This is a genomic window from Paeniglutamicibacter sp. NPDC012692, assembly GCF_042901625.1.
Lineage (GTDB): Bacteria > Actinomycetota > Actinomycetes > Actinomycetales > Micrococcaceae > Paeniglutamicibacter.
Map to the genome: position 1 here is coordinate 37,043 of NZ_JBIBDE010000002.1, position 22,126 is coordinate 59,168.

The following is a 22,126-nucleotide window of genomic DNA, read 5'->3' on the forward strand; positions in this document are numbered from 1 at the left end:
GCACATCTTCTACTCCACAACAAAGCACGAAAGAAGGATCGCTAGTGACTCTCCCTCTACCTTCCGTTCAGCTCTATTCGCTGGCCAAGGAATTCTCCGCGGACATGGGCCAATCGCTCGACAAGCTCGCGGAAATCGGGCTGCGGCACGTTGAAGCTTTTGATTTTGTCGAGCGCGCTCCGGAAATCCGGAAGGCGCTGGACGACAGCGGCCTGAGTGCCCCGACAGGACACGCTCCCCTCCTCTCCGACGAACTCTGGACACCGGGCGGATCAATCCCGACCCCGGAGCCCGAGCGGGTCTTCGAGGCAGCCGCCGTAGCCGGCATCCAGACCGTCATCGACCCTTTCGTCGATCCCGCGCGCTGGCTCACCATTGAAGGTGTCGATGACATCGCGGACCGACTCAACACGGCCGCGGAACTCGCGGCAAGCTACGGCCTGAACGTTGGATACCACAACCACGCCCAAGAATTCGTGGCATTTTTCGACGGCGTGAGTGCCTACGAGCGCTTCGTGTCACGGATTGATGAGCGGGTCAAGATTGAGCTGGACCTGTATTGGGCGGCTGTCGCAGACCAGGATGTACCGGCGCTGACCAAGCAGATCGGTTCCCGCCTGCTCGCGGTCCACGTCAAGGACGGCGCCTCGATGGCCAACCCCTGGGCTCCGGGCAGTCCAGCTCTCGATCCCGCGAGCCTCGTTCAAAAGCACGCAGGCACCGGCGACATCCCACTGGCCGAGGCCATGCGAGCCAACAACGCCATCGAATACGCAGTTATCGAATACGACAAGGCCCCCACCGATGTCTTCGACGACATCGCTGCAAGCTTTGCATTCCTCCACGCAGAAGGGCTCGTAAAATGACCGCACCAGTAGGCGTCGGCTTCATCGGCGTAGGCATGATCAGCGATACGTACCTCGAAAACCTCGCATCGTTCCCCGATATCCGTGTGGTGATCCTCGGCGACATGGACACCGAGCGCGCGCAGTCCCAAGCCGAAAAGTTCAACGTGCAGGAGTTCGGCACGGCGGACGATGTGCTCGCACACCCCGGGGTGCAGATCATCGTGAACCTGACCATCCCCGCGGTACATGCCGAGATCTCGTCTCGTGCCGTCGCAGCCGGCAAGCATGTGTGGACCGAAAAGCCCATCGGCCTGGACCGCAACAGCACCGCGGCATTGCTGGAACAGGCCGACGCTGCCGGGTTGCGCATCGGAGTCGCTCCCGACACGGTGCTTGGCCCCGGACTCCAGACAGCCAAACGCGCCATCGAGAACGGTGTCATCGGCACGCCGCTCTTCGCCTCCACGACGATGCAGTGGCAGGGGCCCGACCTGGTGCACCCCAACCCTTCATTCTTGTTTGCGAAGGGTGCCGGCCCCCTGCTTGACATGGGTCCCTACTATTTCACTGCGCTCGTCAACCTGTTCGGCCCTGTCAGCAAGGTCGCCGCCCTGGGCCTTCGCGGCCAGGAAGAGCGTGTCATTCAGACAGGTCCCCAGACCGGGGAAAGGTTCCCCGTTGAGGTACCGTCCACCATCTCGGTGCTCACCGAGTTCGAGGCAGGACAACACGCGCAAAGCATGCTGTCCTTCGACTCCGCGCTCTCACGCCACGGCGTGGTGGAGATCAGCGGCACGGAGGGCACGCTGGTGATTCCCGATCCGAACATGTTCGAGGGACGAATTGCGTATGTGAAGCCGCTGAGCGAGATCCCGACGGAATTCCCCTTTACACAGGAGTGGATCGAGATCGAGCAGGAAGGCGTTGTGGTCGGCCGCGGCCTCGGCCTGCTCGAAATGGCTCGAGCCATCGCCGAAGGCAGGCCTCATCGTGCAAACGGAGAGGTTGGGTACCACGTACTTGATGTGATGCTCTCGGCAGAAGAGTCCGCCGCAACCGGCGAGTTCGTTTCGGTCAACAGCTCCGCGGCATCGGTTCCATCGATGCCCGTCGACTTCGACCCTTTCGCCCGGACCCTCTAGTCCCGAGCGTTCCGGCAGTCCAGTTCTGGCGGCCTCCCACCGGTGGGGGCCGCCAGAACTGCAGAATCACGCAGTACCGATGTGTTCCGCTGGCATCGTGCTCTTCGCCCGCTCACGCGGAACCAAGCCGAAGGCGTCGGCAAATGCCACGTTAGACGCCGTGGATGCCATGACTGGAACTCAAATTCACGGCTCACCAGTGTCCGGATGGGAGAGCTTGTTCAGTCGCTCCATAAAGTAGTGTGCGCATCTTTGCGATCAAAAATGTGCTCACGATGCACGAAGAAATGGTTCTAAAGTCAGCAAGTCACACCAAAATCGCGTAAATTCAACGATTTTTGAGTGGAGCATGGCGGAATCGAACCGCTGGCCTCTTGGATTCGTATGCGGACGTAGGTTGGGCATTTGCACACGGAGTGAGACCCTCTCACCCTGCTTGTGAATGGACTCGCGTTTTCAGTCCCCGAGCGTCCCCACCCCAAACGCTGCCGAAGCTGGATCGACTTCGAACCTTTGCGATCACTATGTCCCAGTTATTCGTTCCGGACAAGTTCCTTGGAAGCTTCCTTGCCCTGAATTTTACGGCCCCGCGGGAACCTCGACCCGCGGCGCACCGCTATCGGATGCGGTGAGTCGACGAATACCGTGTGGTCGACTTGTACCCCGTCTTCGATCCGGTGATTTGGACCTTGACGCTGCGTGACCGGTCGGCCTTGGCAAGCTTGTAGGTCTTGTTGTCCGCACCCTTGATGGGCTTCCCCGAGCGGTACCACTGGTACTTGAATTTGGTTTCGGAGGTCCAGGTTCCGTGCTTGGCAGTGAGGGTACGGCCAACATTCTTAGTACCGGTGATCGTCGGTTTTTTGGTTGTGAGAGTGCCCTTGGGGATTGAGATGGATCCCGAATACTTGGTCGCGTTGTCGTACCCGGGCAACGACGCGGTCACCGATACTTTGAGGCTCCGCCCTCCATCCACCCCGACAACCCGGTAGGTCTCGTTGTTCGCCCCATTGATGGGCTTTCCGGACCGGTACCACTGGTATTTCATTTCAGCACCCAAAGCAGCGTCCATGGCATACGCGGTGAGTTTGCTACCGATCTTGCCGCGGCTTGCCGAGAGCTCCACACCGGGAAGGTAAACGGGGCCGCCCCAGGCGACTCGGGCCGTCGGTGCCGAGATCGCGGTGACTGGACTGTCCCCGAGTGCCCATCCGGTGACCGCGACGGTGATGTCCTTGTCGTAGTCGGCGATGGTAGCAATATATTGCTGGTCCACGGCTCCTGAAATCTTTTCGCCGGCGCGGTACCACTGGTACGCGAAGTGGGTGGTCCCCGGCGTCCATGCTCCTGCATTGGCAACCAGCTGCTTGCCCACTTGCGGCGTCCCCGTGATGGTCGGTTTCGCCGTTGTAGCGAATGTGAGGATACGCAGCGAGATGGGCGCGGACATATTCGACGTCGTATACGCGTACCCTGGTGCATCCCCAATACCGATGCCCTTGATGGGCTTGCCCGAGGCGTCAAGGACTTGTCCCTCAACTGCCGCACTGCTTGCTTGAGCGGGGGCAACGGCAACGACAGCACCACCTATCGCCAACACGGTTGCGGCGACTGCGGACAGCATTCGTTGATTCAAATCTCGGCTTTTCATGTGTTCCCCCGCCGGCACTTCTTGATGGAGCGATGGTCTTGAACGAAACAATACATTGAATGGCATCCGGGGAAATAGCCCTCCCACCTGTGGCAGGTGCCTTGAACTACTCAAACGGGATAAATTCGAACTCCTTGCGCGAACAGTGCCCTTAGCGGACGCCATTCCATGGAACCGAGCACTTCGGCCGCTTCCTGCCCCAGCCACAGCCACCAATGAGTACGCGAGAAATCCTTAAAACGAAATTCTTATCAACTGCGGGCACCGGCCACTTCAGTCACATCAGCGGTTTTTTGCCCTGAGCAACCATCGACTACAGGCCCTCACGTAGAGGAAGCAGCCTACGCCGGCACTACCGGATCTTCATTGCGTTCTAAACGCGTAATTTAAGAGAAAACTGGCCTGACCAATCTTCAAACAAGACTAGTCAGACCATGAATCTAGTGGAGCATAGCGGAATCGAACCGCTGACCTCTTCGATGCGAACGAAGCGCTCTACCAACTGAGCTAATGCCCCGAGTCTCGGGCCAAGGCCCTCAACGATTCATAGCCTAAACCCACAAAACCCTGCAAACAAAATACGGTGACGCCAGGTGCCTATTCGCCGGACTCGTTCTCGATCGAACCTGCCTCGATGGATTCCCGCGCAACGGTGTACTGCCGCTGGATATAGGCCTCGAGCTCGCTGCGTTCCACACGCCACACACCGCGGCCGCCGATCTTGATGGCGGGGAGATCTCCGCTGCGCACCAGCGAACGTACCTGTGGCAGGTTGACGTTCAACTCGTCGGCAACATCTTCAAGACGCATGAATCTCATACAAAGAACGTTACCCCCATGCCGGGCGAGAAACGCGTCAAACCCAATCTGTGGATATCCATGCCTACACCGGACGAGCCCGGACATATCCTTCGTTAACCAAAAGGTGGTCCGCGACAACTCCAAGTGCTTGGAATCGTTGCGGACCACCTTTGAATTCGACCTGAAACCTTGTGGGTCAACCCAGACACGGGACCTAGTAGGTTCCCGGACCGGGGGTCTGCTCGCCGCGGCTTGTGGCCTTGCTTGAGCTGCTAACAACCACTAAAGCAACGATCGGTCATACCGTGCAACACAGTTGGGAATCGCTGATCATTTTGACTAACATGGAGCGGTAGCAACCGCACAACTTGGTCAATTTGACCGCACTTAGCCTAAGGAGTCGGAATGACGCCGGAATCGTACCAACTGGATGATACGGACAGGCGCATTCTTTTGGCCCTGGACGAGGATCCCCGCGTTCCGACCATGATGCTTGCACAGCGCCTGGGACTGGCCCGCGGCACGGTGCAGACCCGCATGGAGCGACTGGCCTCCTCCGGCGCATTGCGCCCGAATTCCAGCCGCGTGAAGCCGGCGTCCGTCGGTCGTGGCGTTTCTGCCATGGTGAGCGCGGAGCTCGACCAGTCGCACCTCAACGAGGCCATCGAGGCGCTGCGGAAGATCCCCGAGGTCCTGGAATGCGTCGCCCCCGCCGGCGACACCGACCTGCTGATCCGCGCGGTGGCCATCGACCCCGACGACCTGTACCGCGTGAGCGAGGAGATTCGCCTGTGCCCCGGCATCACCCGCACCTCCACGTCCATGATCCTGCGTGACGTGATCCCGTACCGCACCACGGAGCTGCTCAAGAACCTGGGCTAGGGCGTCATGCAACCCCGGAACCCCATTTGACCGTTCGGCCGTTTCCCATGGAAACGGCCGAACGTGTTTCGGCACCTCATGCCGATGCCCTAGGCTTTTCAAGGGGTCACGACAGGCCTCACCACCAGTCAATCCAGGAGCACCATGAGCACTTCAACAGGCCTGAGCAACATTGACGTTGCAGGCATGACCACCGACCAGAGCCCGTTCCCCAGCGCCACCCGTGCAGGTGACTTCATTTTCGTTTCGGGCCAGGTCTCGAAGGACGAGAACAAGGTCCTGGTGGGCGAGGGCGACATCTATGCGCAGACCGTCCAGACCCTGAAGAACCTGGAAAAGGTGCTCGCCGCCTACGACCTGACCCTGGCTTCGGTGGCGACGACCACCGTTTACATCAATGACGCTGCCATGGCCGGCGAGTACAACCGCGCGTGGGTCGACACCTTCGCCGGGCACCGCCCGTCGCGCGCCACCATCGTGGCCCCGCTGCTCAACGACAAGCTGCTTGTCGAGGTCCAAGCCACCGCCTGGGCCGGCAAGTAACCCCGCAGACCTGTTGCCCCTTGTGGGTGCGCGGCCCCGGATCCCGGCGCCGAGCACCCGCAGGGGGCGTTTTGCTACCCGGCAGGGGCCTTAGGAATCCCGCCGGGTCATCCGGCGCAGCGTGGTTTGTGTGCTCAGGTCCATGGCGGTCACGCGCAGCCAGAGCCAGAGCCGCTGCTGCGGGTCCTCAAGATCCAGGCCGAAGTTCTTGGCAATCTGCGCGATCCGGTACCGCACCGTGTTGTTGTGGACGTGGAGGTTCGCGGCCATCACCGCGATGTTGCCGCTGGAAACCAGGAAGGCCCGGAGGGTGTCCAAGTAGTCCGTTTGGTGCGCTTCGTCGTAGGCCCTGATCTCCTCGATGGCGTCGGCGCCCGCCATCCCTTGCGCATCCATGAACTTCCCGATCTTCATGAGGTTCAACGGAATCCGGTGGTCTTCATACAGCGCCACGGCTGGAACCGCCTTGCCCGCCCCCGAGGTGTCAGCCAAGGATTCGCGGTTCAACAGGTATTCAAGCGCCTGCAGCGCCTCGGTTCGGGATTCGGGCAACTGGTCGAGGTTGTGCACGATGCTGCCGACGGTGGCGATCAGCGGGTGCGCGCTGATGGTGTGTGCGTACGCACCGATCTCCTGCACCACCCGACGATGCAACGCGCGGGCTTCGCGCCCCGGGGCCGGGAACATCGCATAGATGACCGACCCGATGAGCGCACTGTGGCTGGTCTTGAACTGCACGTTGCATACGGTGGTGACCAGCTGGAGCAGGCGCTGGATCTCGCGCACCGAATCCAGTGAACCGGATTCCGGCCTCGCGATCGTCAGGGCCGCAACGGCAAGCCCCTGCGTGACATCCAGGCCCAGCTGGGCCGCGGCAAACGATGCGTGCGCCGGGTCGTCGATCAGCGTCCGGATCAGGTCCCCGTTGCGCCGCTCGCCGAAATCCGACGCCGAACGTGCATGGAGCATGTGCAGCCCGGCCAACGGTGCCATCCGGTCCAGGGCCTCCAACGCCACCTGCGCCTGCCCCGCTCCCGGGTCGATGATCCAGATGGAGCCCAGCAGTTCGCCGCCCGCACGAACGGCGAGCGCCAGCCTGCCCACCCCCTCGTCGGTCGACGGAATGTAGAGCGCCCCCGAGGAGGCGTACACCGCCTTGAAATCCACGTCGAAGGCAGGCGGCTTGGATTCCTGGAGCGCCAGCGTCGTCACGCGCCGCAGCTCGTCGATGGGCTGGCCCGGCAGCGTCGAGTAGCCCAGCACCCTTCCCAGCGGATCCACGATGCTTGCCGCGCCATTGGTGATCGACGCGACCGCGTTGGCGAACGCGTACAGGTCGCCGAGGCGCACCCCGGAGACCGAGTCCGCGGCGGCCCCCATGACCGACGCCCGGGCCAGGGCCACGAGGCGCGTCCAGTCGGCATTACGGGGCGCAACCAGCACGGCGAGGGAATTCCGGATCGCCGCCGCCCGCAGCTGATCCATGTGGGCGCCCCGGACCTTGACGATCACCGCTGCCGCGTTGCTGTTGGAAGCCCGGTGCAGCAATTGCTCGAAGTCCGCGGACCCGTAGGTGATCCCGACGGCGAGGATGATGCGCCCGTCGATGTGGGTCCACTCGTCCAGCGGGTCGTACATCAGCACATCGGAAACCAGATGGCCAAGGTTCTCGGGCGTCGGGTTCACATGGACCAGGTCAGCTTGCATGAACTCGATGCAGTCGGAGAGGCGAACCAGCCCCGATTCTGCACCGGGGATCTGGTTTACATAGCTCTTCGCATCCATCTTTGGAAGATATCACAAAGACCAGAAACATCTTATGGATGTTCTCACATGAATAAGCGGAGAGATTTAGATCACCATTGATGAAGCAGGTGGAACGGACTTCCACGTTAGAAATTTGAGGAAAAGCAATGCGACTGAAAGACATCCTGGCACTAGCCTCCATCCAGGGCCCGGCCCGCACGCCGGCCGAGCGGCTCAAGCGGAGCTGCCACAGCGTGGAGGACATGCGCAAGCTCGCGTCGAAGCGCCTTCCCAAGTCGATCTTCGACTACATCGAAGGCGGCGGGGAGGACGAGTTCTCGATGCGCCGCAACCGCTCGTCCTTCGACGACTGGGCGTTCATGCCCAAGTGGGGATCCGTCGACAACATGGACCTGAGCTCCACACTGCTGGGCGGCCCGACGTCGCTGCCGTTCTACCTCTCCCCCACCGGCGGCACCCGCCTGTTCAACCCCAAGGGCGAAACCGCGGTGGCACGTGCAGCCCTGGCCCAGGGCATCCCCTACGGACTGGCGCACCTGAGCACCACCACCATGGAAGACGTCAGCGCCGCCGCCCCGACTCTGCGCCGCTGGTTCAACCTCGAACCGATCGCCGACAAGGTCGAGTTGCAGGCGGTGCTGGACCGCGTCTGCCGCGCCGGCTACGAGGCACTGATCGTGAACGTCGACTGCCGCTCGATCGGCCACCGCGAACGCGACTACCGCAACGGCTTCACCGCCCCGCCGACCATCAAGCCGAAGACCGTCGTCGAGGGCGCGTTGCACCCGCGCTGGGCCCTCGGGTTCCTCGCCAACGACGCCATCGCCTTCCCGAACCTCGACGCCGAGGAGCCCACCGGTCCGCTGGCCAGCAGCCCGGACATGTGGCGCACCCTGCTTGCGGGCGCCTACGAACCCACCGATTGGGACGACCTGCGCGAGATCCGCATGCGATGGAGCGGACCGATCATCCTCAAGGGAGTGGTCAACCCGAAGGACGCGGCCCTCGCCGCCGAATACGGCTTCGATGCCATCCAGGTCAGCAACCACGGCGGACGCCAGCTGGACCACATGGCCTCCCCGTTGGACGTGCTGGAGGACATCGCCACGGCCGTCGACGGCCGCTTGGAGATCATCGTCGATGGCGGCATCCGCCGCGGTTCGGACATGGTCAAGGCCATCGCCCTGGGCGCAACTGCCTGCTCCATCGGCCGCCCGTACCTCTACGGCCTCGCCGCAGCCGGCGAAGTCGGCGTCGAACACGTCATCAACCTGTTCCGCGACGAGATGATGCGAGCCATGATGATGCTCGGCGTCACCAGCATCGAGGAACTTCGCACCAACGGCCGCGAACTGCTCCGCCACAAGTCCGAGTCCTTCCCCTCCGCACCGGCCAAGAAGCCGGCGGATTCCGAGAACAGCTACGCAGAAACGAGCCTGTAACCATGAAAAACGAGACACCCCGCCTCCGTTCACGGCGCAGCCGCTTTGCTGCAGCCACCGCCGTGGCGGCCACGGCACTGCTGGCGCTGACCGCCTGTGGCGGTTCCTCCCCCACGGCAGCGACCTCCTCGGCCGCCGTCGCCGCCGGAACCGCTGTCCCGGAAATCGCCCTCAACGAGGCCGCGGTGAAGTTGCTGCCCGAATCGATCAAGGCCTCCAAGGTTCTTCGCGTGGGCATCCCCACCAACGAACAGCCTACCCAGTACTTCCTGGAGGGCACGCAGGAGCTCACCGGCGTCAACCCGGACATCGCCCGCCTGATCGGCGCATCGTTGGGCCTGAAGGTCGAAATCCAGGTGGCCAACTTCGACTCCATCATCCCCGGCATGGCCGCGGGTCGCTATGACATGACCGTCTCCTCGATGACCCCGACGACCGAACGCATGAAGGTGCTGGACTTCGTCGACTACATGGCCATGGGCAACTCGATTGCCGTGGCCAAGGGCAACCCCACCGGGATCACCAAGTACCAGGACCTGTGCGGCAAGAAGGTCGGGCTGCTCACCGGCTCGTACCAGCTGACCGTGAACATCCCCGACTACAACAAGGACTGCGTGGCCGCAGGCAAGCCGGAGATCATCTCCAACCAGTACCAGGACACCCGCCAGGCCATTTCCGCGCTCACCAGCGGACGCCAGGACGCGGTGCTCGCCGACTCGCCCATCCTGGACTTCGCGGCATCGAAGAACCCGACCGTTGAGATCGCCTCGGCCTACGACTTCACCCCCGTGGCCGCCGGCGTCCCCATTGAATCGGGCCTCAAAGCCCCGGTCGCCGCCGCCCTGGCCGAAATCATCAAGTCCGACGCGTACAAGCAGGTCCTGGCCAAGTACGGCCTGGATGCCAGCGCCATCACCGACGCACGCGTCAACTTCGCCCAGTAGCAATGGAAGTGAAAACCATGCAACCCCAGAACGCCCTATCCCCTGCTCCGCAGGCCACGGACGCTGAGGAATCGGCCCCGGTCATTCCCCTGAAACACCCCGTACGGAACGCCATCGCCTTGGTCTTGGTCATCATCGCGGCACTCGCCGCGATGGACGTGGCGCTCAACGAGCGCTACCACTGGGACGTCGTCGTCGACTACCTCTTCGCCCCGCGCATCCTCACCGGCGCCGCACTGACCCTGATGCTCACGGTCGTCTCGATGACCGTCGGCATCTCGCTCGGCGCCGCGCTGGCCATCATGCGTCTGAGCGAAAACCCGATCCTCAGCCTGATCGCCCGGGGCTACATCTGGTTTTTTCGCGGCACCCCGCTGCTGGTGCAGTTGATCTTCTGGTACAACATTGCGGCGCTGTACCCGGTCATCGCGCTGGGCCTGCCCTTCGGCGGCCCCTCGATCGTCCTGGGCTCGGCCAACGTGCTGATCACGCCGCTCGGCGCGGCCCTGCTGGGCCTGTCGCTGAACGAGGCAGCCTACATGGCCGAGATCATCCGCGGCGGCATCGGCTCGGTGGACCGCGGCCAGTACGACGCGTCGAAGGCCCTGGGCATGAACGGTTCCAAGCTGATGCGCCGCATCATCCTGCCCCAGGCCATGCGCGTGGTCCTGCCGCCGACCGGCAACCAGGTCATCTCGATGCTCAAGGGCACCTCGCTGGTGTCCGTGCTGGCGATCTCCGACCTGCTGTACTCGGCGCAGATCATCTACTCGGAGAACTACCAGACGATCCCGCTGCTGATCGTCGCCAGCCTCTGGTACCTGCTCATGACCACCGTCCTGAGCTTCTTCCAGGAAAAACTCGAACGTCACTACGGACGCGGCTTTGACTCTGTCATCAAGCGCAAGCGTTCACGCAAAGCCAGGAGCGCAAAATGAGCAACGTCATGGTTGAGGCCCAGGGAGTCCGCAAAAGCTACGGACACCTCGAGATCCTCAAGGGAATCGACCTGCAGGTCCAACGCGGTTCGGTCACCTGCCTGATCGGCCCCTCGGGCTCGGGCAAGACGACGTTCCTGCGCTGCATCAACCACCTGGAGAAGATCAACGCGGGCCGCATCTACGTCGATGGTTCCCTCGTCGGCTACACCGAACGCAACGGCCGCCTGCATGAAATGAAGGACAAGCAGACGGCGGTCTCCCGCCGCGCCTCCGGCATGGTGTTCCAGCGCTTCAACCTGTTCCCGCACATGACCATCATGGAGAACATCATCGAGGCACCCATCCAAGTGCAGGGCCGCAACCGCAGGGAAATCACGGCCGAGGCCCAGGTCCTGCTGGACCGCGTGGGGCTGGGCGACCGCGGACGCTCCTACCCGCAGGAGCTCTCCGGCGGCCAGCAGCAGCGCGTGGCCATCGCCCGCGCGCTGGCCATGAAGCCGAAGCTGATGCTCTTCGACGAGCCGACCTCGGCCCTCGACCCGGAGCTCGTCGGCGAGGTCCTCGACGTCATGAAGGACCTGGCCGAGGAGGGCATGACCATGGTCGTGGTGACGCACGAGCTGGGCTTCGCCCGCCAGGTCGCCGACCACGTGGTCTTCATGGACGGCGGCGTGGTCGTCGAATCCGGGCCACCGTCCGAGGTCCTGGACAATCCGCAGAACGAACGCACCCAGGCGTTCCTCTCCAAGGTTCTCTAAGCGTCCCGTTCCACTGGACGCCCAAGACCCAAGACCACCAACACGCTAGGAAAAGTCTCCATGTCAGAATCAGCCAACACGCTCCGCCTGCAGGTCTCCACCACGGACGCACCGCCTCCCTCGTGGGCCTACTCGCAGGGCATCGTCGCCAACGGCTTCCTCTACACCGCGGGGCAGACGCCGCACGACCCGATCACCGATGAAACCGTCGGCATCTCGATCGAGGAACAAACCACCCGCACCATGCAGAACCTTGCGGCGGTGCTTGCCGCCCACGGTCTGGACTTCTCCCACGTGGTGAAGGCGACCGTGCACCTGCACCACCCGGGCCGCGACTCCGCCGGGTTCAATGCGATCTACGAACAGTTCATGGTCAAGCCCTACCCGGCCCGCACCACCGTGGGTTCGTTCCTCGGGGACTTCCTCGTGGAGATCGACGTCGTGGCCGTCGTCCCGCCGGTCGAAGCCGGCAACTGATAGCCAACGCCACACGGTGTGCGTAGCGAGGGGCCGCACGGGCTCTTCGCTACGCACCCTGTCCGTGTGCCCGCGGTCTGCCGGTGGCCGCGACGCGGCTAGCGCTCGACCGCCAGGCGCCCGATGATCAGGCGCATGATCTCGTTGCTGCCCTCCAGGATCTGGTGCACGCGCAGGTCCCGCACGATCTTTTCGATCCCGTAGTCGGCAAGGTACCCGTAGCCGCCGTGAAGCTGCAGCGCGGTGTTCGCCGCGTTGAACCCCGCGTCCGTGGCCACGAGCTTGGCCATGGCGCACAGCCGCACGGTGTCCTTGGTACCGCGCTCCAGCGCGTCCGCGGCCCGCCACACCATGGTGCGGGCGCTCTCCAGCTCGGTCTGCATGTCCGCGATCTGGAAAAGCAGCGCCTGCTGGCCGATCAGCGGGGCGCCGAAGGCCGAGCGTTCCTTCAGATAGGCGATCGACTTGTCCAGGGCAGCCTGCCCGCCACCCAGCGAGCAGGCGCCGATGTTGACCCGGCCGCCGTTCAGCCCCTTCATGGCGATGCCGAATCCACTGCCCTCTTCCCCCAGCCGGTTGCCGGCGGGGATCCGCATGTTCTCGAACACCACCTGGCGCGTGGGCTGGGCGTTCCAGCCCATCTTCTTTTCCAGCGGCCCGAACGAGAGGCCCTCGACGCCGTCCTGGACAATGAAGGCGGTGATCCCGGCACTGCCGGTGTCGGCGGTGCGGGCCATGACCACGTAGACCCCCGAGCTTCCCGCCCCGGAGATGAACTGCTTGGTCCCGTTGAGCACGTAGTCGTCCCCGTCGCGGACCGCCCGGGTGATCAGCGCCCCGGCGTCGGAGCCGACGCCGGGTTCGGTCAGGGCGTAGCTGGCCAGCGTCTCCATGCTGCACAGCCCCGGCAGCCAGGCCGCCCGTTGCCCCTCGTTGCCGAACTCGTCGATCATCCAGGCGACCATGTTGTGGATGGAGATGTAGGCGGAAATGGTCGGGTCGGCCTTGGCCAGTTCCTCGAAGATCAGGGCGGCGTCCAGCCGGCTCATCCCGGAGCCACCGAAGTCCTCGCGCACGTAGACACCGCCCATGCCGAGTTCCCCGGCCTGCGCCAGCACGTCGACCGGGAAGTGCTTGGCCTGATCCCATTCGACGGCGTTCGGGGCGATGCTCGCGGTGGCGAAGTCGCGCACCATTTCGACGATGGCTTGTTGCTCCTCGGTCAGGTCAAACATCTGGGCTCCTGTTCTTGGCTGGGAATTCGCGGGTTGCTGCGGATACTCGGTGCGCTACTTGCCGACCTTTCCGGTCAGCGCGGCCACGGGCCGCAGGAAGATCGGCTGGGCCAGGAACCAGAAGCCGACGACCACGACGATCGAGACGGCGAAGATGACCAGCCCCGTCCAGTTCTCCGAGTTGTTGGCCGCGTACATGTGGTTCAGGTTCCGCAGGGCGCCGGTGGCAAACACCAGGGCCACGTGGACGACCGTGAAGGCGACGAAGTAGAGCATCACCGGGAAGTGCAGCGCCCGGGCCGCTTCCATGGGGTATGCCTTGTTCAGCTTCGGGGCCTTCTTGGGCCAGGCCGCCGACATGCGCAGGCCGGTGATGATGGCCAGCGGGGCGGCGATGAAGACCGTGGCGAAGTAGGCCAGCAGCTGCAGGGCGTTGTAGTTCACCCACCCGTTCTCGGTGGGCCAGTGAAGCGACAGGTATTGCAGCGCCGCGGAAGCGGCGTTGGGGAACACGTCCCAGCTGGTCGGCACGATGCGCATCCACTGCCCGGTGGCGAAAAGCACGATGGCGAAGACGATGCCGTTGAGCACCCACAGCGCGTCGAGGGTCAGGTGGAACCAGAGGTCAAGGCTGATGCGGGTGGGGGCTCCCTTGGTCCGGATCAGCCCCTTGTTGTTGCGGACCCAGTGCGCCGAGGGCCGGGTCACGGTCCGCACCTGCCAGCCTGTGCGCACGATCAGCACCAGGAAGAACATGTTCAGGAAGTGCTGCCAGCCCAGCCATGCCGGAAGCCCGACCGGCGCGCCCTCGGGCAGCGGCGAGTGCCCGGGGTAGGCGGCCATCCAGGCCTTGACCCCGTCCAGCCCCGTCAGCCACCGGGCCACCAGCACCGCCACCATGAGCAGCACAACCAACGACCCGGAAACGATCCCGGCGCGCACCCACTTGTTGCCGGCCTGCTTCTTCTTCGCCGTGGACTGGGCCATCATCACCAACACCTCGCAGACATGTACTTGTTGCCCCGATCAGGAACGGTTCTTGAGCAGCTCGATGACCTGGGGAACCACGGTGAAGACGTCCCCCACGATGCCCAGGTCCGCGATCTCGAAGATCGGGGCGTCCTCGTCCTGGTTGATCGCCACGATGGTCTTGGCCGTCTGCATGCCCGCCCGGTGCTGGATGGCGCCGGAGATGCCCAGTGCCACGTACAGCTGCGGGGAAACGCTGACGCCGGTCTGGCCGACCTGGGCCGTCTGCGAAATGAACCCCGCATCCACGGCCGCCCGGGAAGCCCCGACCGCCGCGCCCAACGCGTCGGCGAGTTGTTCGACCAGCACGAAGTTTTCCTCGGAGCCCAGGCCACGCCCTCCGGAGACCACGGTGGCCGCGCCGCGCAGTTCGGGGCGCGACGGGTTTTCGGGGGCATCGGCATAGGAATCGATGGTTGCCAGGCTGCCCGTGGCCGGGGCCAGCCGAACGGTGGTCACCTCCGGGGTCGCCGCGGGGGCCTGCTCGTCGATGGCCCCCGAACGCACGGTGATGATCGGCAGGACGTCCGGGACCGTGGCGTGGACCGTGTAGCTCCCGCCGAAGACGGAGTGTTCGGTCACGATCCGTCCGTCCGCCAGCGCGGCATCCACGACGTCGGCGAGCACTCCCCCGCCGGTGCGGACGGCCAGCCGGCCCGCGGCCTCGCGCCCGTCCACCGAGGCGGCGGCGAGCACCGCGGACGGGGCGTGCGCGGCGACGGCGTCGGCCAGTGCATCGACCAGGGGTGCGCCCAGCATGGTGTGTGCGGCCTCCGTTTGGGCGGCATGGATCCGCGCGGCACCCAGCCCGCCGAGCACGGCGACGGTTTCGGGATCCAGCGGAGAGGATGAGACGGTGACTGCCACGGGGGTCCCCAGCCGGGCCGCGACGGCCAGCAGGCCCCGGGCCGAGGCGGGAACGTGTCCGGTGTGGGTGAGTTCAATGAGAACCACGATGTTCGGCATGCTCGGTCCTTTGCTAGATCAGCCGTTGGGCGGTCAGGAAATCGACGAGCTCGGCGGCGGCGGCTCCCTCGTCGACGATCTTGCGGCCGGCGGTCCGCGCGGGACGTTCGGCCAGGTCCAGCACGCTGCTCCGGGGTACCGACCCCACGCCGAGTTCGGAGGAGGAAAGGGTTGCGACCGGCTTCCGCTTGGCGCCCATGATGCCCTTGAAGTTCGGGAACCTGGCCTCGTCGAAGCGTTCGGTGACCGTCAGCATGGCGGGGAACGCGGCCCGGACCCGCTGGGTTCCGGCCTCGGTCTGGCGTTCGCCGCTCACCATGCCGCGGGTGACGTCGGCGGACACCAGCGATCCGAGCAGCGGAAGCCCCAGGTGCTCGGCGACCATGGCGGGGATGAGTCCCGCGCGGCCGTCGGTGGATTCGTTGCCGGCGATGACCAAGTCTGCGTCCGTGCCGCGCAGCGCGGCGGCCAGGGCCGCGGCGGTGACCGTGAGGTCCGCCCCGGCGAGGGAATCGTCGAGCACGTGGATCCCCGAGTCTGCGCCCATGGACAGCGCCTTGCGGATGGCCTTGGTGGCTTCGGGCGGACCCATGGTCAGCACGACCACCTCGGTCGACTTGTCCTTGTCCTTCACCGAGAGCGCCAGTTCCAGGGCTCGTTCGGTGATTTCGTCAATGACGGGTTCGTTGGCGTCGCGGTCCAGTCTGCCGGTGTCCGGCTCCAGCCTGCGTTCCTCCGCCGTGTCCGGAACCTGCTTGATCAAGACCACGATTTTCATCCAAGTGCTCCCTCGATGCTGGGCTTTTCGCTCAATCGTGAGACTACTTGGATGGCTCCGGATTTACTAGGGCTTCCTAGCAAAATGTGGTGCGTGGACGATGCCCCGCGCGGGGTGTTGGCCTCAGGCTACTTGGCGTCGAGCGAACCCTGGGCGATCTGTTCCAGCAGCCAGGGCGAGAACGCGAAGGGGGTCGCTTCCGCGGCTAATCGTAGGGCCGAGGGTTCCACCCAGGCATACTCCGAGACTTCGTCGGGATTGGGTTCCAGATCGGCACCGATGACCGCGGCGAAGACCGGGCAGATCTCGTTCTCGACGATGCCCGACGCGTCGACGGCTCGGTATCGGAAGTCGGGCAGCAGGCTGCGGATCGAGGTGATGCTGGTTCCCAGCTCCTGTTCCGCCCGGCGCGCGATGGCGTCCTCGAAGGATTCCCCGGGGCCAGGGTGCCCGCAGAAGGAATTAGTCCAGACCCCCGCCCAGGTCTTCTTGGACAGCGCCCGCCGGGTCATCAGGAGTTGGCCCGCCTCGTTGAAAAGGTAGCAGGAAAAGGCCAGGTGCAGCGGGGTCTGGGCGGTGTGCACACGGGCCTTGGATTCGGTTCCGATGCGGGTGCCTGCCTGATCCAGCAGCACCACCAATTCCTCGCTCATGACACTCTTCCATCAAGGGGTTTGCAGGGGTCTGCACCGCTGTCGCACTTGGGTTGCTGCTGCGGCGCCTCCCTTGATCATCCCATGTCCGGAATCAGGGAGCCATTCGGCCGGCGCGACCAGGCGAGGGCTCTGCATCCGGACATAAAGCTACCCCGCACCGTCGAAGAGGCGTCAAAGACGATGCGGGGTAGCTGGCTTGTGTGTGCCGTTGCGGCACGGACCTACTTCAGGCGCTTGAGGGTCTCGCCCTTGAAGAAGCCGGGCTGACGCACGCGCATCACGACCATGATGATCACGCCGAGCAGCAGCACGCCCATGCCCAGGATGAACACCATGCCCAGGCCACCGATGTTGGACCCCGATCCGTAGTCCGGGCTCATCGAGTCCCTGGCGGTGCTGAAGAACATGACCAAGAGGACCACGCCGCCGACCAACGGGGCGAGGAACTTGAAGACGATGTTGCGTGCCGAGGAGAACAGCTCGCGGCGGAAGTACCAGACGCAGGCCAGCGCGGTGACGCCGTAGTAGAAGCAAATCATCATGCCAAGGGCGGTGATGGTGTCCCACAGGGCGTTTTCGCTGAGCAGGCGGGTGATGACGTAGAACGCCGCGGCCGCGGCGCCGGCGGTGATGGTTGCCACCGACGGGGACATGAAGCGCGGAGAGACGTTTCCGAAGCGCTCGGGAAGCGCCTTGTAGTAGCCCATGGCCAGAATGGTGCGGGCCGGGGAAACCATTGTCGACTGCAGGGAGGCTGCCGAGGAGGAGAGGATCGCCAGGGACATGAGGATCGCGAACGGTCCCATGATCGGGCCGGAGAGAACCGCGAAGATCGATTCCTGGTTGTCCGGGTTTCCGGCGCCGAGCCCGGTGTCACCGACGCCCGCGTAGGAGATCACGGCGAGAGCGACGACCATGTAGATGGCCATGATGACCAGCACAGTAATGGTGGCGGCGCGCCCGGGGACCTTGTCGGGGTCCTTGGTTTCCTCGTTCATGGTCAGGGTGACGTCCCAGCCCCAGAAGATGAAGATCGACAGCGAGACACCGGCGGCGAAGGCCGAGAAGGATTCGACGGCCATCGGGTTGAACCAGTCGAGGCTGATCGGGGTCGCGTCGAAGGCGGTTCCGTTGTTCACGTGGGCGAACGCGGCAATGGCGAACCAGCCCAGCACGATCAGCTGGAAGGCCACCAGGACGTACTGGAAGATCTTGGTGGTCTGCATGCCCCGGTAGGAGATCCAGCAGGCAAGGGCGATGAACACCAGCGTGGTGGGGATGTTGACCCACAGGTTCTTGGTCAGCTCGCCAATGGCTTCGTTGCCGGTGAGCTGGGCCAGGAGGATGTAGAAGAAGTCAACGGCGACCGCGGCAAGGTTTGAGAGCACGATGATGGTTGCGGCGATCAGGCCCCAACCGCCCATCCAGCCGATCCAGGGCCCGAAGGCACGGGTGGCCCAGGTGAACGAGGTGCCGGAATCGGGCATCGCGCTGTTGAGTTCGCGGTAGCCAAGGGCCACCAAAAGCATGGGGAGGAAGCCCGCGAGGAAGATGGCCGGGAGTTGGGTGCCAACTTCGGCGACGGTCGGGCCGAGTGCCGCCGTCAGGGTGTAGGCGGGGGCGATGCAGGAAATCCCGATGACGACCGCGCCAAGGACGCCAACGACGCCCTTGTTCAGTCCCTTTTCGCCGAGGCCCGATTCGGTCTCTAGCACCGGCGAGGTCGCGCCGGTCGCTTCTGGACGACTCATGTTGTGATTCTTTCATCCGGATGCCGCTTCATCCCCCGTCCCGGAAGATGGGGTTTGGGGGTGAAGCGGCATCGAGTGGTGAGTAACGCTAGGACTGCGCCGACCCGGGTTTGTAGTTCTTGGGAACCACAACCAGCGGAACCGGCAAGGTCCGCAGCATGCGCTGGGCCGTGGGGCCCATGAAGAGTCGCCGCTTGCGAGCCAGACGGCTCGAACCGACGACAGCAATTTCGCCGTCTTCCCAGCTAAGTTCCGCGATTGCGTCATCGATGCTGAGCCCCGAAGCAACCAGCACCTCGGCGTCCAGCTCCAGCGAGCTGACGATCTCGCCGACCTTGGCGCGCGTGGAGGCAATCGACTCCTCGAGCGATGCGGCGTCCGCATCCATCTGGTCCTGTGCCACCAGTGACACCACGCGAAGCGGCAATCCCTGGGCTGCCGCGGCAGCGGCCGCCGCCTGTACGACGCCCTTCAGGCCCGGCTTGGTTCCCACGAATGCGGTGACGCGGCTGAGCTTTCCGTTGGCCTTTTCCAGCGAGGCGACGGCCTCCGGTGAACCCATGGCCACGGGGACCGGCGAGGCGTGCAGCAGCGCGCTGGCTACCGAGCCCGGGGCGAAGAAGCCGGCCATGTGGCGGCGGCGCCCACCGAGCACGATGACCTGTGCGCCGGTTTCCTTGGCCACCAGGATCAGGCCCTCGGCCGGGGACGGAACCGAGCGGGCGATCACCCTTGCACTGATGCCCTCGGGCACCAGCGCAAGGGCCTGCTTCGCCCAGTCATCGACCTTGTCGGCCAGGATGGAGGAGTAGCCGTGGTCGCTGCCCGGGTACACCGCGGAGAACGGGGTGTTTTCGGGCAGGACGATGGCGATGTCCAGGTGCGCCTTGGCTCCGCCCATGGCCGAGGCCAGGGCGATGGCTTCGGCGCCGCGGGCATCGGCCGTGTATCCGACGAGGTAGCGCATGGAATTAGGCGTTCTGTTCCTGCGCGGCGCCGAACTTGGAGATGACGCCGTCGTAGTTCGGGTCGTAGTCGGTGCCGTCGACGGACGCTACGATGCGAGCGGCGGTGCGGCGGCCCATGCGGACAGCGCCGTCGACGTGCTGGTAGCCTTCGCCGGCCAGGTCCGAGGACGAGAAGTAGATCGGGCCGACGTTCTTGTTCTGGTCCGGTCCGAAGCGGAACAGGCCACCCAGGTCGTAGCTGGTGGCGTAGGCGCCGCGGGTCCATTCCTCGGAACCGAAGTCGGAGAGGTAGAAGACCTCCGGGGTCAGCGCCTTTTCGCCCAGGAACTCGGCGATGCCCTTGAGGATGGTTTCCTTGCGCTCGGCCTCGGAGAGCTCGAACATGGCATCGGCGTTGACGTCGGAGATGAAGCCGACCAGGGTGCCGGTGGACTCGCCGTGGTAGGTGTTGTCGTAAACCTCCTGGATGATGCTGTTCGGACCGAAGCAGGTGCCCGAGAGGCCCTCTTCGCGCCAGAACGGGGTGGAGTAGACGGCGTGCACCTTGATGACCAGGCCCATGGACTGGTGCTGGTGGGTCACGTGCTGGCGACGCGGCATCGGCGGGTTGTAGGAGATGCGCGAGTACAGGTTCGGCGGAACCGCGATGACGACCTTCTTGGCGTTGACGGTGACATCCGCGCCGTAGGCGGTGACGCCATCTTCGGACCAGTCAAGCTTCAGCACCGGGTTGTTCAGGTAGACGTCCGTGCCCAGGCGCTCGGCCACGGCGATGGAGACGCCCTGCATGGTGCCGACCATGCGGCGGTCGAGGATGAAGTCTTCGTCGACCAGGTTGGAGAAGGAACCGGCGGAGGAGGACATCAGCAGTGCCTGCAGCGCGGAGAAAGTGTGGGCCGGCTTGGTGAGCATGCCGCCGGCGATGAACAGGCCGATGTTGTTGCAGGCGGCCTCGTCGCTGGAGATGCTGCGCAGCCAGTGGTGGAAGGAGATCATGTCCAGCTCCGCGGCCTGCGGGTGCTCCCACGGGGCGTCCGGATTGACCTGCGCGGTGAGGCGGTCCATCTCGGCGATGAGCTTGTTCATTTCGGCGATGGTGGCTTCGCCGACCGGGAAATCTTCGCCCTCGTAAACGGTGCGGGTGCCGTCTTCTGCGATGTAGACGGACTTGCCTTCCTTGTAGCGCTCGAAGGTTTCGATGCCCAGCTCTTCGATCAGCGAGTACAGGCCGGTCTGGTCCGGGGAGATCCACTGGCCACCGATTTCGATGGTGGCTCCGTCCATGTTCTGGCTCCAGGTGCGGCCGCCCACGCGGTCGCGGGCTTCGAGCACTGCGACGGTCTTGCCGGCCTTGCGCAGCTCGTATGCCGCGGTCAGGCCCGAGGGGCCAGCTCCGATGATGACGACGTCACGATCCAGAGTTGTCATGATTTCCACTTCTTTCGTTGCGCTAAATGAATGGCGTTCATTTACTAGACTGGTTTAATAGTAGGGCAGAACCGAAATAATGTGAAGTAAGCCACGTGAGGAGCCCCTTGTGCCCGAAGTAGCAGCGCAATCCCCGCGCCGCAGAGCCGGCCGTCCGCGTTCGGTGGTGCTCGATCGCGAACTCATCGCACGGGCTGCCCTGAAGCTGGTTTCGACGCACGGGTACTCGACACTGACAATGTCTGCCGTGGCCAAGTCGCTGGGCGTCTCGCCGTCGGCGCTGTACAACCACGTGGAGTCCAAGCAGGAGCTCATGCAATGGATCCAGGAAATCGTCATGGCCGAGGTCGATTCCTCGGTGTTTGCGACGCATGCGCTGGACCAGGCACTCTTTCGCTGGGCGCAGTCGTACCGGGACGTCTTTGCGGAGCATTCCCCGCTGATCCCCATGATCGCGGTGCTGCCGGTCTCCGGCTCCCCTCGGACCTTGGAAATGTATGAAGCCGTGGCAGGGGGTTTCGTGCGTGCGGGGTGGAAGCAGGACGCGATCATCCCGGCCATCGTCGCGCTGGAATCCTTCATCTTTGGCTCGGCGTTGGACGCCACCGCCCCGCTCGATATTTTCAACCCCGGCCAATATGCAGGAAAACTGCCGCAATTCGAGGGCGCCCTCGATGCCCAACGAGCCACCGGCAAGAACAACTCAGAAACCGCGTTCCTCACGGGACTGTCAGCCATCATCGGAGGCCTGCTGGCGTCGGCTTCCAGCAACTAGAAAAAACCCTCGCGACAAGGGACGGAGCAATCCGCGGCTATCCGGTGCATGCGCGCCTTGCAGAACATAGAGTAGTGCCATGAGCCAAACACCCAGCAGCGGCAAGAATCCCGTCATCGGGTTCCTGTCCAAACTTACTGCCAAGAACTGGATCGCGATTATCGGGGCAATCCTTGCCGTGGTCTTCATCGTGCAAAACCGCCAGCACGTTCGCATCGAGCTGTTTTTCCTGAATCTCAATGCGCCGCTGTGGATTGCCCTCGGCGTGGTGCTGCTGATCGGCTGGGTCGTCGGGCGCTTTTCCTTCAGAAAGCGCTAGGCCGCACAAACAAAAAAATCGCCTC

The 22,126-nt window shown here is 64.1% G+C and carries 22 protein-coding genes and 1 tRNA gene; 11 read left to right on the forward strand and 12 right to left on the reverse strand.

Going from position 1 to position 22,126, the window contains the following annotated elements; genetic code table 11:
• Nucleotides 1–44 precede the first annotated feature (44 nt).
• Together ACFY5D_RS08315 and ACFY5D_RS08320 are read left to right on the forward strand one after the other, a co-directional pair.
• The gene (locus tag ACFY5D_RS08315) at nt 45–866 is read left to right on the forward strand and encodes a sugar phosphate isomerase/epimerase family protein (protein ID WP_387527716.1); all 822 of its coding nucleotides are present in this window, start codon (nt 45–47) and stop codon (nt 864–866) included.
• The gene (locus tag ACFY5D_RS08320) at nt 863–1,990 is read left to right on the forward strand and encodes a Gfo/Idh/MocA family protein (protein ID WP_387527719.1); all 1,128 of its coding nucleotides are present in this window, start codon (nt 863–865) and stop codon (nt 1,988–1,990) included. The genes ACFY5D_RS08315 and ACFY5D_RS08320 overlap by 4 nt, the downstream gene beginning before the upstream one ends.
• A 616-nt stretch (nt 1,991–2,606) precedes the next feature.
• On the opposite strand, the gene ACFY5D_RS08325 is transcribed toward ACFY5D_RS08320, so the two are convergent.
• The 3 genes from ACFY5D_RS08325 to ACFY5D_RS08335 form a co-directional block, all read right to left on the reverse strand.
• Nucleotides 2,607–3,707 (reverse strand): hypothetical protein, encoded by a 1,101-nt coding sequence (locus ACFY5D_RS08325; protein WP_387527721.1) that lies wholly within the window; start codon nt 3,705–3,707, stop codon nt 2,607–2,609.
• Nucleotides 3,708–4,085: 378 nt separating this feature from the next.
• Nucleotides 4,086–4,158: transfer RNA gene (locus ACFY5D_RS08330), tRNA-Ala, on the reverse strand.
• 80 nt (nt 4,159–4,238) lie between these two features.
• On the reverse strand, nt 4,239–4,451 hold the full coding sequence (locus ACFY5D_RS08335; RefSeq protein WP_387527724.1) for a helix-turn-helix domain-containing protein: 213 nt from the start codon (nt 4,449–4,451) through the stop codon (nt 4,239–4,241).
• Between the two features lie 396 nt (nt 4,452–4,847).
• Here ACFY5D_RS08335 and ACFY5D_RS08340 point away from each other — a divergent pair, with 396 nt between their 5' ends.
• Both ACFY5D_RS08340 and ACFY5D_RS08345 read left to right on the forward strand, forming a co-directional pair.
• Complete coding sequence (locus ACFY5D_RS08340) at nt 4,848–5,324, forward strand: Lrp/AsnC family transcriptional regulator (RefSeq protein ID WP_387527727.1); 477 nt, start codon at nt 4,848–4,850, stop codon at nt 5,322–5,324.
• Between the two features lie 144 nt (nt 5,325–5,468).
• On the forward strand, nt 5,469–5,867 hold the full coding sequence (locus ACFY5D_RS08345) for a RidA family protein (RefSeq protein ID WP_387527730.1): 399 nt from the start codon (nt 5,469–5,471) through the stop codon (nt 5,865–5,867).
• A 90-nt stretch (nt 5,868–5,957) separates the two neighbouring features.
• Here ACFY5D_RS08345 and ACFY5D_RS08350 read toward each other — a convergent pair whose 3' ends face one another.
• Nucleotides 5,958–7,652, reverse strand: a complete 1,695-nt coding sequence (locus ACFY5D_RS08350; protein ID WP_387527733.1) for a PucR family transcriptional regulator — start codon at nt 7,650–7,652, stop codon at nt 5,958–5,960.
• A 128-nt stretch (nt 7,653–7,780) separates the two neighbouring features.
• Between ACFY5D_RS08350 and ACFY5D_RS08355 the strand changes: the two genes are divergently transcribed.
• Genes ACFY5D_RS08355 through ACFY5D_RS08375 form a run of 5 tightly spaced genes read left to right on the forward strand, consistent with a single transcriptional unit; the run spans nt 7,781 to nt 12,196 of the window.
• Complete coding sequence (locus tag ACFY5D_RS08355; protein ID WP_387527736.1) at nt 7,781–9,076, forward strand: alpha-hydroxy acid oxidase; 1,296 nt, start codon at nt 7,781–7,783, stop codon at nt 9,074–9,076.
• Between the two features lie 2 nt (nt 9,077–9,078).
• Nucleotides 9,079–10,020, forward strand: coding sequence for an ABC transporter substrate-binding protein (locus ACFY5D_RS08360; protein WP_387527739.1), 942 nt, complete (start codon nt 9,079–9,081; stop codon nt 10,018–10,020).
• A 17-nt stretch (nt 10,021–10,037) separates the two neighbouring features.
• Nucleotides 10,038–10,958 carry an amino acid ABC transporter permease gene (locus tag ACFY5D_RS08365; protein WP_387527742.1) on the forward strand — a complete coding sequence of 307 codons (921 nt, stop codon included), beginning with the start codon at nt 10,038–10,040 and terminating at the stop codon, nt 10,956–10,958.
• A complete protein-coding gene (locus tag ACFY5D_RS08370) occupies nt 10,955–11,719 on the forward strand; it encodes an amino acid ABC transporter ATP-binding protein (protein WP_387527745.1) in 765 nt (254 codons plus the stop codon). The genes ACFY5D_RS08365 and ACFY5D_RS08370 overlap by 4 nt, the downstream gene beginning before the upstream one ends.
• Before the next feature lie 60 nt (nt 11,720–11,779).
• A complete protein-coding gene (locus tag ACFY5D_RS08375) occupies nt 11,780–12,196 on the forward strand; it encodes a Rid family hydrolase (RefSeq protein ID WP_387527747.1) in 417 nt (138 codons plus the stop codon).
• Nucleotides 12,197–12,294: 98 nt separating this feature from the next.
• Here ACFY5D_RS08375 and ACFY5D_RS08380 read toward each other — a convergent pair whose 3' ends face one another.
• The 8 genes from ACFY5D_RS08380 to ACFY5D_RS08415 form a co-directional block, all read right to left on the reverse strand.
• Nucleotides 12,295–13,431, reverse strand: a complete 1,137-nt coding sequence (locus tag ACFY5D_RS08380; protein ID WP_387527750.1) for an acyl-CoA dehydrogenase family protein — start codon at nt 13,429–13,431, stop codon at nt 12,295–12,297.
• A 54-nt stretch (nt 13,432–13,485) separates the two neighbouring features.
• Nucleotides 13,486–14,418 (reverse strand): cytochrome b/b6 domain-containing protein, encoded by a 933-nt coding sequence (locus tag ACFY5D_RS08385; protein WP_387529746.1) that lies wholly within the window; start codon nt 14,416–14,418, stop codon nt 13,486–13,488.
• 39 nt (nt 14,419–14,457) lie between these two features.
• Nucleotides 14,458–15,426: an electron transfer flavoprotein subunit alpha/FixB family protein gene (locus tag ACFY5D_RS08390; RefSeq protein WP_387527753.1), complete on the reverse strand. Its 969-nt coding sequence runs from the start codon at nt 15,424–15,426 to the stop codon at nt 14,458–14,460.
• 13 nt (nt 15,427–15,439) lie between these two features.
• Nucleotides 15,440–16,204 carry an electron transfer flavoprotein subunit beta/FixA family protein gene (locus tag ACFY5D_RS08395; protein ID WP_387527756.1) on the reverse strand — a complete coding sequence of 255 codons (765 nt, stop codon included), beginning with the start codon at nt 16,202–16,204 and terminating at the stop codon, nt 15,440–15,442.
• 128 nt (nt 16,205–16,332) lie between these two features.
• Nucleotides 16,333–16,857: an isopentenyl-diphosphate Delta-isomerase gene (idi, locus tag ACFY5D_RS08400; protein ID WP_387527759.1), complete on the reverse strand. Its 525-nt coding sequence runs from the start codon at nt 16,855–16,857 to the stop codon at nt 16,333–16,335.
• 224 nt (nt 16,858–17,081) lie between these two features.
• Nucleotides 17,082–18,611: an APC family permease gene (locus ACFY5D_RS08405; protein WP_387527762.1), complete on the reverse strand. Its 1,530-nt coding sequence runs from the start codon at nt 18,609–18,611 to the stop codon at nt 17,082–17,084.
• Nucleotides 18,612–18,699: 88 nt separating this feature from the next.
• Nucleotides 18,700–19,578: a universal stress protein gene (locus ACFY5D_RS08410; protein WP_387527765.1), complete on the reverse strand. Its 879-nt coding sequence runs from the start codon at nt 19,576–19,578 to the stop codon at nt 18,700–18,702.
• Between the two features lie 4 nt (nt 19,579–19,582).
• Nucleotides 19,583–21,007: a flavin monoamine oxidase family protein gene (locus tag ACFY5D_RS08415; RefSeq protein WP_387527768.1), complete on the reverse strand. Its 1,425-nt coding sequence runs from the start codon at nt 21,005–21,007 to the stop codon at nt 19,583–19,585.
• A 109-nt stretch (nt 21,008–21,116) separates the two neighbouring features.
• On the opposite strand from ACFY5D_RS08415, the gene ACFY5D_RS08420 reads away from it, so the two are divergent.
• Together ACFY5D_RS08420 and ACFY5D_RS08425 are read left to right on the forward strand one after the other, a co-directional pair.
• Nucleotides 21,117–21,782, forward strand: coding sequence for a TetR/AcrR family transcriptional regulator (locus ACFY5D_RS08420; protein ID WP_387527771.1), 666 nt, complete (start codon nt 21,117–21,119; stop codon nt 21,780–21,782).
• Between the two features lie 79 nt (nt 21,783–21,861).
• Nucleotides 21,862–22,101 (forward strand): hypothetical protein, encoded by a 240-nt coding sequence (locus tag ACFY5D_RS08425; protein ID WP_387527774.1) that lies wholly within the window; start codon nt 21,862–21,864, stop codon nt 22,099–22,101.
• The last annotated feature ends 25 nt before the right edge of the window (nt 22,102–22,126 follow it).